The 14,750-nt window shown below is 36.6% G+C and carries 13 protein-coding genes; 6 read left to right on the top strand and 7 right to left on the bottom strand.

Going from position 1 to position 14,750, the window contains the following annotated elements:
- Positions 1-101: 101 nt before the first annotated feature.
- Entirely contained in the window at positions 102-2,279 is a 2,178-nt protein-coding gene (locus D9780_RS03520) for a transglycosylase domain-containing protein (protein WP_121639310.1), read from the bottom strand.
- A gap of 687 nt (positions 2,280-2,966) precedes the next feature.
- On the opposite strand from D9780_RS03520, the gene D9780_RS03515 reads away from it, so the two are divergent.
- Positions 2,967-3,464: an antibiotic biosynthesis monooxygenase family protein gene (locus D9780_RS03515; protein WP_116278134.1), complete on the top strand. Its 498-nt coding sequence runs from the start codon at positions 2,967-2,969 to the stop codon at positions 3,462-3,464.
- A 267-nt stretch (positions 3,465-3,731) separates the two neighbouring features.
- On the opposite strand, the gene D9780_RS03510 is transcribed toward D9780_RS03515, so the two are convergent.
- The 4 genes from D9780_RS03510 to D9780_RS03495 form a co-directional block, all read right to left on the bottom strand.
- Positions 3,732-4,211 carry a thioredoxin family protein gene (locus D9780_RS03510; protein WP_121639309.1) on the bottom strand — a complete coding sequence of 160 codons (480 nt, stop codon included), beginning with the start codon at positions 4,209-4,211 and terminating at the stop codon, positions 3,732-3,734.
- A 150-nt stretch (positions 4,212-4,361) separates the two neighbouring features.
- Entirely contained in the window at positions 4,362-4,793 is a 432-nt protein-coding gene (locus D9780_RS03505) for a disulfide oxidoreductase (RefSeq protein WP_116278133.1), read from the bottom strand.
- A 175-nt stretch (positions 4,794-4,968) separates the two neighbouring features.
- Positions 4,969-5,475 carry an MFS transporter gene (locus D9780_RS03500; RefSeq protein WP_305847185.1) on the bottom strand — a complete coding sequence of 169 codons (507 nt, stop codon included), beginning with the start codon at positions 5,473-5,475 and terminating at the stop codon, positions 4,969-4,971.
- Positions 5,476-5,659: 184 nt separating this feature from the next.
- Positions 5,660-6,307, bottom strand: coding sequence for a phosphatase PAP2 family protein (locus tag D9780_RS03495; RefSeq protein ID WP_121639308.1), 648 nt, complete (start codon positions 6,305-6,307; stop codon positions 5,660-5,662).
- Positions 6,308-6,431: 124 nt separating this feature from the next.
- Between D9780_RS03495 and D9780_RS03490 the strand changes: the two genes are divergently transcribed.
- A complete protein-coding gene (locus D9780_RS03490; RefSeq protein ID WP_073006102.1) occupies positions 6,432-6,866 on the top strand; it encodes a ferritin-like domain-containing protein in 435 nt (144 codons plus the stop codon).
- A 335-nt stretch (positions 6,867-7,201) separates the two neighbouring features.
- Positions 7,202-8,371: a M20 metallopeptidase family protein gene (locus D9780_RS03480; RefSeq protein ID WP_121639306.1), complete on the top strand. Its 1,170-nt coding sequence runs from the start codon at positions 7,202-7,204 to the stop codon at positions 8,369-8,371.
- A 176-nt stretch (positions 8,372-8,547) separates the two neighbouring features.
- Here the strand turns inward: D9780_RS03480 and D9780_RS03475 are convergent, their stop codons facing one another.
- The gene (locus tag D9780_RS03475) at positions 8,548-9,759 is read right to left on the bottom strand and encodes an ABC transporter permease (RefSeq protein WP_121639305.1); all 1,212 of its coding nucleotides are present in this window, start codon (positions 9,757-9,759) and stop codon (positions 8,548-8,550) included.
- A complete protein-coding gene (locus D9780_RS03470) occupies positions 9,752-10,498 on the bottom strand; it encodes an ABC transporter ATP-binding protein (RefSeq protein WP_073006095.1) in 747 nt (248 codons plus the stop codon). The genes D9780_RS03475 and D9780_RS03470 overlap by 8 nt, the downstream gene beginning before the upstream one ends.
- Positions 10,499-11,161: 663 nt before the next feature.
- Between D9780_RS03470 and rbsK the strand changes: the two genes are divergently transcribed.
- Genes rbsK through dcuC form a run of 3 tightly spaced genes read left to right on the top strand, consistent with a single transcriptional unit; the run spans position 11,162 to position 14,461 of the window.
- Positions 11,162-12,082 (top strand): ribokinase, encoded by a 921-nt coding sequence (gene rbsK / locus D9780_RS03465; protein WP_121639304.1) that lies wholly within the window; start codon positions 11,162-11,164, stop codon positions 12,080-12,082.
- A gap of 6 nt (positions 12,083-12,088) precedes the next feature.
- On the top strand, positions 12,089-13,015 hold the full coding sequence (gene rihC, locus D9780_RS03460) for a ribonucleoside hydrolase RihC (RefSeq protein WP_121639303.1): 927 nt from the start codon (positions 12,089-12,091) through the stop codon (positions 13,013-13,015).
- Positions 13,016-13,039: 24 nt separating this feature from the next.
- Positions 13,040-14,461, top strand: coding sequence for a C4-dicarboxylate transporter DcuC (gene dcuC / locus D9780_RS03455; protein ID WP_121639302.1), 1,422 nt, complete (start codon positions 13,040-13,042; stop codon positions 14,459-14,461).
- Positions 14,462-14,750 lie beyond the last annotated feature (289 nt).

Here is a 14,750-nt window from a genome sequence, read left to right as displayed (position 1 = left end):
CCCATCCATCCTTTTCAACGTTCTATATTCCCAATCTTACTATAACGATCATCTGGAATTGTGTACAGTAAGCGCTACTATTTGTCATTATTTTGTCTAAATCATGCTCCCCAGCTAAGCGTTACTGCGTTAGATGAAGAACCTTCCGTTTTTGTCAACGGGTCATAAGGGACAACATAATATTCTTTTTCGTTCAACAATGCGTTTTCAACTACAAATTCCGTTTCTCCTTTGACTTGACCAACTCGTTCATCAATACCTTCTTTTTTTCGGTAAATTCGATAGATAACGCGGTCATCCTCTGACCCTTGCCAAGTAATCTTCCCCTGAAACAAAGACAAACTACCAAAAGCATAACTGGCTTGTACATTTTTAATTTCTGGTAGTATGATAGGTTCCGGTAAAGCATCTACTTCTGCAGGTTTTGCAAACGAATCCGCTAATGGCTCTTGCTGATCTAGCTCTGTTAAAATAGATTTTACTAACCTCGTCGGATAGGCGCTTCCCCCCGTTAAATAATGCTCCTCATCCGTTTGATCGTACCCCATCCATAATGCCATTGCATACGTTGGAGTATAGCCTGCAAACCACGCATCTTTTACTTTTCCTTCCACTTGCGGATGCTCTGTAGATCCTGTCTTTCCAGCTAATGCTTTTGCAAAACTTCCCGCAGACGCTGTTCCTGATTTAACGGTTTGCTCTAGCATTTCTGTCATATTCCAAGCTACTTGTGGATGAAATACTTTTTCTGCCTTGCGATTCGCTTGGAACACTTTTTGGTGGTGTCGATCCTTAATTTGATCAATAGCTTGAGCTTTAACGACTTTTCCACGCTGAGCAAAACTAGTATAAGCTTCCATTAATTCAGCTGGTGTTACGCCTTTAGATAAGCCACCTAAAGCAATCGCTAATCCTTTATCCTCGACGGGAAGATGGAGCTTTTTTAAATACTTCTTTGCATCGGTAATCCCAATTTCATTTAATAACCATACAGCAGGGGCGTTTTTAGAATAAATAATGGCATCATAAATGGAAACAAAACCACCATACTGATCATCGTAATTTTCCGCTGTATAACCATCATAGGCTTGTTTTTGATCGGGTATTAAAGCATAAGGATGATACTTTTCTTCTTTCATAAGTGCTGGACCATAAACCGCTAGTGGTTTGAAGGTAGAACCTGGTTGCCTCGATGCAGTTGCTCGATTCAAGTCACCAAATGTAAAATTACGTCCACCAATTACCGCTACAATATCCCCTGTTTTGTGATCCATCATCGTAAAAGCGCCTTGTACATCATCCGTGCTTCCAGGAAAAAAGGAATCTTGTTTAAATTGTTCATAAGCAACTTTTTGTACAGCAGGATTAACGTTAACAATTAAACGATAACCGCCTCGCTTTAATTCTTCTAACGATAAATGATGTTCTTGAGCGGCTTCTTTCATAACAAAATCACTATAGTCTGTCCACCATGGTTCAGGTTCCCATTTATTTACTTTCAGATCAAGTTTCTGCTTTTTTGCTTTATTTTGTTGTTCTTCGCTTATAACGCCAATATCTTTCATTGCCAAGAGTACTGTATTCCTCCGATTTATTGCCTTTTCAGGATAGTTAATAGGTGAATATCCATTAGGTGCTTTAGCAAGGCCAGCTAACAATGCACCTTCTGCAATAGACAGATCCTCTACATCTTTGGAAAAATAATAATTAGCAGCTGTAGCTATGCCATAAACGCCATGTCCAAAGTAAATTTCGTTTAAATACAATTCCAATATCCGCTCTTTCGGTAATGTGCGTTCTAAATAAACAGATGCCATGACTTCTTTGGTTTTACGAAGCCATGTTTTCTCATGACTTAAAAATAAATTTTTAACAAGTTGTTGTGTAATCGTGCTAGCGCCTTCTACTTTCTGCATAGCCAAAATATCTTTATACACCGCTCGAAAAACAGAACGAAAATCAACCCCTTGATGGTCATAAAACCTGCGATCTTCAATAGCAATAAATGCATCTCGCACATGCTCAGGTATGTCATCTAAATTAGCTAAGGTGCGATTTTCATGATAAAGCCTGCCAATTACCTTGCCATCTCTTGTTTCTACCGTTGTCGTTGCGTCCAAAAAAAATTGTTCATCATCAACAATCAACCGACCACCAAAAATAATGGAAGCATAACTAACTAATCCGATGATTATCATGAATAAACAACTATATAAAATTATTTTCCATTTCTTCAACAAGCGTGAACGCTTCTTCTTCCTTTTTTCTATTCTGCTCATTGGTTCACCTCTATATTGTCACTTCTACATTATACGACAGAATGATACAATCTTAAAGTATTTATATTTCATATTAAATAATAATTGTTTCAATTTCCCTTCATAAGATGGTGCAGAACGCTTCAAAAATGGCTGTGCAAAAGGCACCTATACTTTATTTTCAGTTTTTGAAGTAAGTGAGAGTTTTACAGCCTATCTGGAAAAAAGAGAAATGATTTGACTTAGCTCCTGTTCACTAAGGTAGTATAGTAGGTAAGAGATACTTACTATAGTAAGTCAAGCATCTACTGTCTAATTTCACTTCATAAAGACTTCACTTAGCGCCAAGTCTTTATGGGAAGGTTGAAGGTCGAAACGCACACGGAGAAACAGTCTTCGTAATGCAGTTACGCCCGCAGAAGGAAAAAAGAATTGTCCCAAATGATCTAGGAACATCGCGGAACGTCCAAGGTATTTGACATATTATTTAAAGCTTTTACTCTTTCATGAATTCTAAACCAAGTTACTTGAAACGGAAGGCGGCGACTCCAGTGGGGGAAGCATGAGTCTTGAGACCCCACAGCGAACGGTTTTTGTGAGCAAGGAGGTTCAAGCAGCCTGGGTGCACGCAGATTAATTTTTATGAATGAGTTAAGATTGAGAAGGCGAAAGTAATGCCTAAACATACTATACGAGGAGGTAATGATTATGTTTGCTCATATGACAAATGGAACCGCTGAATTTTTACAAAAAATCATTGATAAACACCCAAAAAAACATATATCCCTTATGCATGGTGAATCCAGTTCGCTTGCCTATTATGAGGATAAAGCTAAAAGCATTTTCAATTCTGGAAGAGAATATGTAATTTTAATTACAATTGGAGCGATACAAGAAGAAGGATATGTTGTTATGAATAACATACCCGTAACAGAAGAAGGGCAACCCGTTTTTGAGCATCATTTTCAAAATCGCAAACATGAGGTAGAAAAAATGCCAGGATTCCAAGCATTCCGCCTGTTAAAACCAAAAAAAGGAAATACCTACATTGTTTTCACCCAATGGCGCTCTGTGCAAGATTTTGAGAATTGGAAAACGTCGGATCAGTTTAAACAGGCACATAAGAATCCATCTGTGAAAACTCCCGATTATTATGCAGATCGACCATTTATAACATCTTATCATATGGTGACAGAAGAGAAATAATCGTATGTTTTTATGTCGCGATCGGGGTGTAGTAGCTATCGAAAAAAGCGGAAACGGTAGCCAAAAATCTCAGTATGGATAATCATTCAGTAAGTTGATAGTACAGGTGGTACAAATCTTGTTTAGTTAGTATTTGAGGGACTGGATATAATGGATTTGCTTCCTTTAGATCCCTTTCTACCATTTTAGGTATCTATTTAGAAAAGCCAACTATTGAATAGTTGGCTTTTCGATGCTACATAATAAACTCTATAACATGTTACTGTTTTATCTATTTACATATTCATCAAAGAAGGTTTGAAAATTAGCTTCTCCCTGATCACCAACAATACGTGAAACTTCTTTGCCATCTTCAAAATGGACTAAAGTAGGCGTAGAATCTATGCTGTAAACTTCCCACTCATCTTTAAACTCAAGTAAGTTCATTTTTTTCATATCGATGTCATTATCTTCTGCTAAAGGCACAAGATACGGAGTAGTTGACTGACAGTGTGAACATGTTGGACTATAAAAATAAACCGTTACAGGATCTCCACTATCCACTTTCTTTTTGAGCTCATCTGGCATAATCTGATTCTTATAGTTTGGATCATCTAATTGATCAATTGTTCCCTGCTCCAGCTCTTTATCTCCATAAGGGTTGTTGTTATCTTCAACAGCTTGGTTATTTTTGTAGTCGACAACAAAATATAGACCTGCAAATAAAACGACAATAACACCAATAAAAATGGATATTTTTTTAGCCATAATTTCAGCTCCTTTTGAGAAAGACTCTTCGACATTATATACTACAATATCATTCTAGTAAATCACTATTTTCTTTGCCCGTTAAAACAATTGACATCTTTAACTGTCATTTCCTTACCATCCATTTCTTTTAGTTACTATTTTTCACAGCTATAACATCCGTCTAGATCGTATTAATATTATATGTAATCCAAATATAAAAATAAATGCTGTACCTGCTAAAAAGGGAATTGTCACAAAACCAAACCAATTAATATAGATAGTATTGCATGGGATCAGACCACATGCATCGCCAGCCTTTTGTAAGGCTGGGAGTTTTTGCGTTAGATAATGGTATATGGATACAAGCATTCCTATCCCACTCAAAAACAAACCTGGTAACGCAATGGAGATGTCTTTCTTCCATAAGGCTGTACCGTAAATAATAACAAGTGGGTACATGAATATTCGCTGTATCCAACATAAATCACAAGGCGGGTACCCCATTATTTCAGAAAAAAACAGACTCCCAAGTAGAGCAACTACAGACGGCGCCCAAATAAGTAATAAAAGATTTTCTTGTTTGTTTGAAAGTTTCACCATAAATAATCCTTTCCCCTATCCCCATCGCTATTGCGACTAGATTTTCTCATCTCATATGTGTTATTAATAGTATACAAACAGCAGAGAAGATTAGCAAAAAGAAAAAATGACATGTATCCAATGGCTGCTTAAAAGTTGTTAAGCTATGTAGTACAGTCAGTATAACAAATAGACCTTATTTTTGCTGATACAATCGATTACGGTGTACATAAACTGCAGCTTGGGTTCGATCGTTCACTTCCAGTTTTGATAGAATATTACTCACATCCGTTTTTACTGTCATAGAGTTTGTAACCGGGTAACTAAAAGCATCAGCGATCCCAAACAATGCGGCTAAAATGATTAAATGCCAAACTGTTACCATATCAAGATAGAAGAATAACAAAAGCGCAGCAATGAACAAAGCCCTAAGCAAATCAGCAATAAATAAAATGATTCGTTTATTAAACCTATCAGCAACAACCCCACCAACTGCCAATAGTAACAATCGTGGAACAGAAGCTGCGAAAAACAGCATGCCAAAATAAACTCTATTTTCACTGATCGTTAACATTAACCACTCTGCTGCGATTAAATAAATGTAGTAACCAGGTGCAGAAAAAAGAGAGCCAATAAATAATAACAAAAAATTTCTATTCTTTAATACTGGTACTGCTTTACTTGTTTCAGATATTACGTCCATCTTCATTTCTCCTCTCATAAATAACGGGATGCTTAGAGCAATGAAGCCTTTCATCCATTGGAAGTTGCTAAGATAGTTTAAATAGAAGGCTAGCAAAAGCTTCACGAAACGCATCAGCATCTCTGTCATTTTTATCCTATCAATATAAGTGGGAGAGGAGAACATCCTCGGGACTGCTTTCTCCTCAACCTCTAGACGGAGAAATTTGTCTGCTCGTTAACTGATAAAGATATACCAAACCAATCAAGCATAAAAAACCGATAAAGAACCCTGCAAGAACATCTGTTAAATAATGGACATTAATGATATATCGACTCATGCCTATTAAGAGTATCAAACCGGCAAAAAAGACTTGGATGAGCCATTTTTTTGTCTTTTGTTTTAGGCGATTGGACAGGAAATACGCAACTAAACCGTAGCAAACCATTGATATCATAGCATGACCTGAAGGAAAACTATGTCCTTCTGCATTTGCTGCAACGAGTACACTCGGTCTGTCTCTTTCCACCAAATGTTTAATGGCTATGTTAAAATAATGCGTTGAAAGTGTCCCTAAGCTAAAAATCAACGCAGGTAATATACTACGGTACATCCACCAAAAAACAAATGCCATTACAAGGACAAACGGAATTGTAAAAGATGATGAACCTAGCTCTGTAATCCAGCGAAAAGCAGTATAAATGGCTGTATCATCTAATCTCTCTACTACATCACGTGTCCATTGATCAACATATGGCATTGTTTGATTTGCCACTTTATAACCCCATGACAATGTGAGAACAACTCCAATGAAAAATACGGTCGCATACAAGTACATCATACTTCTTCTCATAACCAGATCCTCTCCTTTATTTTTGTCTTTTTTCACATCATACCCGAATTTACGTTTTAAAAAAACAGAGAAGGGTAATAGATATGTGGAGTATTTAAGAAGTTTATGAAAGGATGGATTGCAAATGGAACAAGACTTACAAACATTAATTGATGGTTTAAATGTAGACTTAGCAAATGAATATGGGGCAGCTATTCAATACACGTATAGTGCCTCCGTAGTTAGCGGACTATATCGTTCTGCATTAAAACCTTTTTTTGAAGCAGAAGTGACAGATGAATTAGGACATGCTTTATACCTTTCAGAAAAAATCAGCTCTTTAGGTGGCACACCTACGACTAAAGCAGCTGACGTTCCACAACCCACAGACGTTAAGGATCTATTACAAGCAACATTACAAGCAGAAACAGATACAATTAAACGTTATGAAAAAAGGAAAGAGCAAGCTGAGAAATTAGGCTACACGGAACTTGTTGTAAAATTAGAAGATATGATTGCTGATGAAACACATCATAAAGAAGAAATTGAGCGACTATTAGCTGATCCACGCTTGGCATAAGCATAAGCATAATCGATCCTAATATTTAAAACAAAGGTTCGGTTATTTCGTTATACAGAAGCACCTTACTTTTTACTTTCTTATCTTTTTAGAAAAGACTTGGCCTATCATACCACCAAGTCTTTTCGGTATACTTTCCTATCTTCCAAGGGAACAATTTCCGCACGCACCTTCCACACCTTCTACTTTTATGTAACCAAAATATGACGCGGCATGCTTTTGTACTTTCATCGAGCAAGTACATACATCACCTTTGTTTATTTTTTCAAAAAATAGATTCTTTTTATACACTGCTAATGGTATAATTACAACTAAAAACATTGGAGGTACGTTCTTTGTTAAAACAAATATATCACTCCATTGAAGCGTTGTATGAAGAAATGGTACATATTCGGAGACATCTTCACCAATATCCAGAGCTATCGTTTCAAGAAACAAAAACAGCTGCCTATATTGCTAATTATTACGAAACATTAGGTATACCTTATGAAACAAATATCGGAGGCAATGGTGTCATTGCAACTATAAAAGGTGGAAAGCCAGGAAAAACAATTGCGCTGCGAGCCGATTTTGATGCGCTTCCCATTCAAGATGAAAAAGATGTTCCCTATCGTTCTAAAGTAAAGGGTATGATGCACGCATGTGGGCATGACGGTCATACAGCTACATTGCTAACTTTAGCTAAGGCATTAATAACGTACAAACAAGAATTGCCTGGGACAATTGTTTTTTTACATCAACATGCAGAGGAATATGCACCTGGAGGAGCAAAACCTATTATCGATTCAGGTGCCATTGATCATGTTGACGCTGTTTTCGGTACCCATTTATGGGCCACAACGCCACTTGGGGTGTTACAAACATCCAAACAGGCTTTTATGGCCGGAGCAGATCGTTTTACAATAGAAGTCCAGGGCAAGGGTGGCCATGGCGCGTATCCACATGAAACAAAGGACGCCATCGTTATTGGATCACAAATCGTGTCGCAATTACAACAAATTGTCAGTAGACGAATGAATCCGTTAGATACAGCCGTTATAACCGTAGGCATTTTCGAAGCTGGTAAAGCATTTAATGTAATAGCTGACAAAGCAAGTCTTGTAGGAACGGTACGATATTTGAACCCTGACTTACAAGCAACAATTATGAAGGAAATGGAAGCAGTCATTAAAGGAATATGTATGAGTCAAGATGCCACCTATAGATTTGATTACATCAAAGGGTACCCCCCTTTAATTAATCACAAGGAAGAAGCAGCACTTTTGTTACAAATGGATCAACATATTAAAGAGATTACAAAAACAGAAACGATTGAGCCTTCTATGGCTGGTGAGGACTTTGCATATTATCTGCAAAAAAAACCTGGAGCGTTCTTTTTTACAGGCGCTCAAAAAGATAAACAACCATTCCCACACCACCATCCAAAATTTGATTTTAATGAACAAGCTATGCCAATAGCTGCCAAAACACTCATAACTGCTTATTTAGCTTATCAAACTAGATAATGCCCCCTTTAAAATAGATGTTGAAAGTATAATGATGCTATGCAAAATCTTATACGACCTCTGGTAAACGACGACTTTAGACATAAATCAGCCGTATTATCTCTTGCATAGCTGTTAAAAATGTTAGACTAGTGCAACGTAAAAAACACATGAGGTAACATACCCCTCATGTGTTTTTACGTAAGCTTTCGTTTCACATAGCCATCTACAAACAACCAAGAGAATATAATCCCACCTGCAAATGTTATCATGGCCCCTATATATATACCCATTACAATAAACAATGCCGTAAATAGAATCACTTGTACAATACTTAATTGCAATAGTAACTTTAATAATGATTGTTGGCGAATTTGCAGGGAAACCGGGTAGAGATCCAGCCACAAAATCGTACGGTGATGCTGGTATAAGGTCATCATTTGAAAACTACTTAAATATAAAAACAATAAAGCAAAGATAATTTTCAGCCATAATGGTGGAATCACATAAATAAGCACCCCACCTATAACGACTAATCTCATATAGATACCGAGGTAATCACCACTTCGTATCAAAGTGATTCGATATAAATAATCGTAAGTAGCTGTTCGAGTAAAAGGAACTTGACTAACGATACGGACCAACCAATGCCGTTTTTTCACTTGACTTTTTAAATGAGGTACATCTGCGAACATATTTGCTAATCGGTAAAATGCTTGCATACGACTTTGGTCTTTTTCCACCAGTAAATCCCATAGTAATCCAGAACGTTTACTCGCTATTTGATAATCATACAAAAACACAATGGCAAAAAGCAATGTTGTGATACCGGCTAATAACATGCTGCCAGATATAAAAAAATAAAAGACAGCTATATTTAACACAGTACGAACGACTGTATCAATCAACCGAGAATCACGTTCCCTCACTTTGAGCATCCACCAATTCGCAATTAGATTGGCGAATTTAAATACAAGCAACAATACAATGGTTATGAGATATACAACCCCAGCACGATTAGCGAAAACAGTTGTATATAACGGGCCCAAAGCTGCAGCAGCTAAAAATACTAAATACAATTGAATCGTAAAGCTGTATGCAATAGCATTACGAAAATAAGCTTTCATTTTCTGTTCTGCTGGAATTAAAAATACAAGATCTGGTTCTTTTAACAAGGTGCGCACCGGGCTATAACTTGCTATCAAGCCAAAAACAATGGATATAACCCAAGCAGCAGGAAAATCATCTGGGATCTCTTGCAACCACTTTTGGTAATAAACAGCTAACGCAGAGATGAAAAATAGCATTGCAATAGCTATATGACCATTAAATATATAGCGTAAATAACGACTTGTCTCTTTTAAATGCGCTGAAAACCGTTCCTTGAAAAAATGGTGAGAATTAAACATGGTCATTTTCTTCCTTTGTTAATTGTACATACAAATCATCTAAAGTAGCATGGGGCATTTTAAAGCTCTCTCTTAATTGATCCAGACTGCCATCAGCTCGTATCGTTCCGTCATGTAATATAACAAAGCGATTACAATACCGCTCTGCTGTTGCTAAAATATGGGTAGACATCAGCACACCCGATCCATTTTCTTTCATCTGATTCATTAGCTGTAAATAAGATTGAATACCTAACGGATCAAGCCCTACAAAAGGCTCGTCTACAATATATAATGGTGGCTCAATTAAAAATGCACACATTATCATAACCTTTTGACGCATACCCTTGGAAAAATGGACAGGGAACCAGTTTAACTTCTTCTCCATTCTAAATTCTTTTAATAAAGGCTCTAACCTTTTTTCAAATATATCTTGCGGAATATCATAAGCCATAGCTGTTAAACGCAAGTGTTCATACAATGTCAGTTCATCATATAAGATAGGCATTTCAGGAATATAAGCCATTTGATTCCTGTATGTCTCCGTATTTTCTTGAAATGTTTTTCCGTTTACAGTAATCGTCCCTTTTTTTGGTTGCATTAACCCGATAACATGTTTAATAGTAGTGCTTTTTCCAGCTCCATTTAAACCAATTAACCCAACAATTTCACCTGTATGTACCGTAAAGGAAATACCTTGTAACACATGCTTATGCGTATATCCTCCATAAAGGTTTTCAATATGTAGTAAAGATTCCACAAATGCCCCTCCTCTTCTTGTTTATATTTTAGCACTTGCTCAATATAAAAAACAAAGTAAACAGTATGCTTTTTTTCGACAAATATAAGTTTGCCTTTGTCACGAAAAATTTCACAGTAAAATGTTACCTTCTCCATACATGTTGTCATAATGGTTCTTATAGCTCAAAAAATATTTTTTACGTACGTATATTTTGTAGATTACTGCTAATAATAAGTAGCGAAGGAGAAAAAGTTCTTATAAATATCCTCCAAACAATTTATTAATACAAGAAAAATGTATACAGTCTTAACTGTCTGCACAGATTCTTTTTAGTAATTTGTTTCTTAAAGGATACGTTGTCCAGTCTTTATGCTGTTCCACTAGCTGGAACTAACTAATGATCATGTAAACAACTTTATGAAGCAAACCCCGCTCTATGAAGTGTACTGTTTACTTCACAATGCATAAGAACTCTCTCCTTCAAGAGAGCTGGTCCTTAATAAGGCCAGCTTTTCTATATCTTCCTCTCTTTTTTACGCATTCCAACTATTAATTCAAAAAAACTTTAACATCCATTCGACAAAATTCGATATTTGTATTGACTATTTTTATGTACACGTTGTATATTTATTATGATAAAACGTTTTATCATAATATTTTTTACGTAAAGGAGGGAATATATTGAAGAGAGTACTTACTTTTGGAAGCTTAAATATGGACCTTTCCATTTATACCGATCGCATTCCAAATAACGGAGAAACGATACAAGGAAAAAACTTTTTCCTATCTCCTGGAGGTAAGGGGGGAAATCAAGCTGTAGCTGCCGCTAAAAGTGGAGCAAATACTTGGATAGCAGGAGCAGTAGGCACAGATTTATATGGGAACAAATTAGTAGAAACGCTAACAAAATATAATGTGAATTGTGATTATATAAAGATGAGCCGACATATAACGACCGGAATTGCCATGATCATTAGGAATGATGGAGACAATCGAATTATTTTAGACAAAGGAGCGAATGACGACGTTGATTTCCAAGACGTCAACAAAATGCTGCAAGATATCGGTCGTCCTGGAGATATTTTTTTAACGCAATTTGAGAACGATTACGAAACGACTTTGCACGCACTAAAAGCTGCAAAGAAAAAAGGACTTTTCACTATATTAAACCCTGCACCAGCTAAACATATTACAAAAGCCAATTATCTTCATATTGATTTACTTATCATTAATCAATCAGAATGTGAATTTTTATCGGGAATATACCCATCCGAAGAAAGCGAATACAGAAAAGCAATACAATACTTTCAGCAACAAGGAGTTCATGCAGTACTGATTACCTTAGGAGCGGAAGGGAGTATAGTTGGTGAGGGTACAACCATCCATTTCGTGCCTAGTCTCTCTGTAAATACTGTAGATACAACCGCTGCTGGAGATACTTATATTGGGGCGCTTGCCTGTGAACTTTCTCATGGAAAAACAATTCAAAAAAGTATGGAATATGCTACGTGTGCCGCCGCGTTAACCGTATCTAAAGCCGGTGCGCAGAAATCCATACCTACTAGACAAGATATAATTGATTCCAAATATGTAGAGGAGTAGATATTGATGAATGACAACCAAACACCTATTATTATTGATACAGATCCAGGAATTGACGATGCTGTAGCCCTTGCTGCCGCATTATATAGTAAAGAATTAGATATTAAATTGATTACGACAGTTGCTGGTAATGTAAGTCTCGAAAAAGTAACGTACAATACGTTACGACTTTTACAATTTTTCAAAAAAGAAATTCCTGTTGCTGCTGGTGCAGCGCAACCACTAATTAAAGAACCGATAGATGCGAGTAATGTTCATGGTGAAACAGGTATGGATGGTTATGATTTTCCAGAGCCTAACGAAAATCTCTTATTAAAAGAGCATGCTGTTAACGCGATGTACAAAACCATTCTTCAAAGCAATAAGCCAATTACGCTTGTACCCATTGGGCCATTAACCAATATCGCATTACTTATAAGATTGTATCCAGAAGTGAAAACAAATATTAAAGAAATCGTATTAATGGGCGGATCTACAACGCGAGGGAATTCTGGAGTCATGGCTGAGTTTAACATTCATGCTGACCCCGAAGCCGCAAGTATTGTATTTAACAGTGACGTACCCATTGTAATGGTTGGATTAGATGTCGGTTGGAAAGCACTCGTTTACCCTGAAGACAGTGAAAAATTGAAAACATTAAACGAAACAGGTCATATGATTTACCATTTATTCCAAAAATATCGTGGCGGTAGTATGAAAACTGGACTAAAAATGTATGATAGTTGTGCTATAGCCTACTTGCTATGTCCAGAGATGTTCACGACACAAAAAGCTTATGTAGGTATTGAGCTAAATGGCTCCTTATCAAAGGGGTGTACTGTTACTGACTTAAAAGGATACTTAAATATGCCAAGTAATGCGACCGTTTGTTTAGACATTGATGAAAAATTATTTAAAGGATGGTTTTTGGATAGTTTACAAAAATGCAACTAAACAACTCAAACAGGAGGATACACCATGACAGATAACTTAATTATGTATAGCTCAGCAATCCTAGCTGTTATTATCGTCATTTATATGCTAGTAAAGAAAATGGACATAAAAGTCGCTTTATTTTCGATTGGTATACTTTTAATATTTATAGGGACGAGTATGGGCAATGAAATTCCTATAGCCGACTTTGAAACAACCGGTTCTACATTACTAGACCCATTGCAAGTTATTGTTCAGCAATTTAAGGAAACCTTTACGAAAGCAGGACTTATTATCCTCATGCTTGGCGGATATACAGCATATATGTCTTCAATTGGTGCGAACGACGTTACTGTACAAGTTCTAACAAAACCAATTAGTAAGATTAAATCTGTTTATTTTTTAGTTCCAGCAGTGTTTTTGCTCGGAAACTTATTATCGCTCGTTATTCCAAGCGCTTCCACATTAGCTATTTTATTATTGGCTACTTTATATCCTGTGTTAAAGCGAGCTGGAATGTCGGTACTAAGTATAGCTGCAGTTATCGCTACTTCAGCTACAATAATTCCAACACCATTAGGAAGTGATAACGTCGCTGTGTCGGAAGAGTTGGCGAAATTCGCTGCTTTTACTGACTTATCTGTAACCGATTACGTGTTTCAATACCACGCTATTGTCTCTATACCGACGTTAATATTCATAGCAATAGTTCATTATTTTTGGCAAAAACGAATGGATAAAAAAACGCTAGCTTCTCAAGCGAAAGAGGAAGTGGAATTAGAAAATATAGAGGAAATAACTGGTGGTAAATTATTCAAAGTTGTATATGCATTACTACCTATCTTTCCAATTGTCCTTTTGCTTATTTCTTTTATCTTGGAAATGACTACAAATGCAACGATCTCCCTTAGCGTAGAAAATTCCGTGCTTTTTTCGCTAATCATCGCTGTTGTTTGTGAATTAATACGTAAAAAAGGTAATAAAGCGGTTTTATCAAACACAGAGAAGTTTTTCGAAGGGATGGGGAAAGCTATTCCTATCGTAGCGCTTATTGTTGCAGCTTCCGTGTTTGTTACTGGTTTAAAGTCCATCGGCTTGTTAGACACGTTACAGACGGCTATGCAAAACTTTCACGGACAAGGGTTAGATTTTATCTTACCACTAATTTTAGTGCTTTTTACTGCGCTTATCGTCTTATTAAGTGGAAGTGGTATTGCATTATTCTTTGCAATGATTCCTTTAATGGTTCCATTAGCAGAAGCAGCAGGAATAAGTCCAGTGGCTATTTCCATACCAATGGGACTTGCTGGAAACCTATTTCGTGCAGTATCTCCTGTAGCAGCTGTTGTATTAATTATTGCCGGCACATTAAAAGTAGATCCATTAGATATTATCAAACGTACATCTGTGCCAATGATTTCCGGCGTCGTTTTCATGTTCGTTCTTTCAATGGTCATCTTTCTATAGGCAATTTATAGTAGAAGCTGTAGTTTTTTCTTAGGCTATAAATAAGACATTCCCTGTTTTATTTAGTAAAATGATATTAAGGTGAAGTGTCCTTAAACAGATGGTAATATAGCGATCACTAGATTTAAGGGGGAAGTAGCGCACAGAGAGTATCGAAAATGAATGTTACAATTTCTTTGTGTGATCTCTCTGAAGCAAATTCCTTGCAAATGCGACAAGTTTAACAAGAAGAGGATAGCAAAATGCTACAGATTAACCTTGACTTGAACTCACAAGCTCACTTACATCT

Origin of the sequence: Virgibacillus sp. Bac330 (assembly GCF_003667845.1) — a bacterium.
Classification (GTDB): domain Bacteria; phylum Bacillota; class Bacilli; order Bacillales; family Amphibacillaceae; genus Virgibacillus; species Virgibacillus chiguensis.
This window is presented reverse-complemented; position numbering and strand designations above follow the sequence as displayed.

Coding starts and splice junctions, on each gene's coding strand:
- D9780_RS03495 (WP_121639308.1), bottom strand. CDS start 6,307: ATGAGAAGAAGTATGATGTACTTGTATGCGACCGTATTTTTCATTGGA.
- D9780_RS03505 (WP_116278133.1), bottom strand. CDS start 4,793: ATGGTGAAACTTTCAAACAAACAAGAAAATCTTTTATTACTTATTTGG.
- D9780_RS03500 (WP_305847185.1), bottom strand. CDS start 5,475: ATGGACGTAATATCTGAAACAAGTAAAGCAGTACCAGTATTAAAGAAT.
- dcuC (WP_121639302.1), top strand. CDS start 13,040: ATGACAGATAACTTAATTATGTATAGCTCAGCAATCCTAGCTGTTATT.
- D9780_RS03475 (WP_121639305.1), bottom strand. CDS start 9,759: ATGTTTAATTCTCACCATTTTTTCAAGGAACGGTTTTCAGCGCATTTA.
- D9780_RS03490 (WP_073006102.1), top strand. CDS start 6,432: ATGGAACAAGACTTACAAACATTAATTGATGGTTTAAATGTAGACTTA.
- D9780_RS03520 (WP_121639310.1), bottom strand. CDS start 2,279: ATGAGCAGAATAGAAAAAAGGAAGAAGAAGCGTTCACGCTTGTTGAAG.
- rihC (WP_121639303.1), top strand. CDS start 12,089: ATGAATGACAACCAAACACCTATTATTATTGATACAGATCCAGGAATT.
- D9780_RS03510 (WP_121639309.1), bottom strand. CDS start 4,211: ATGGCTAAAAAAATATCCATTTTTATTGGTGTTATTGTCGTTTTATTT.
- D9780_RS03515 (WP_116278134.1), top strand. CDS start 2,967: ATGTTTGCTCATATGACAAATGGAACCGCTGAATTTTTACAAAAAATC.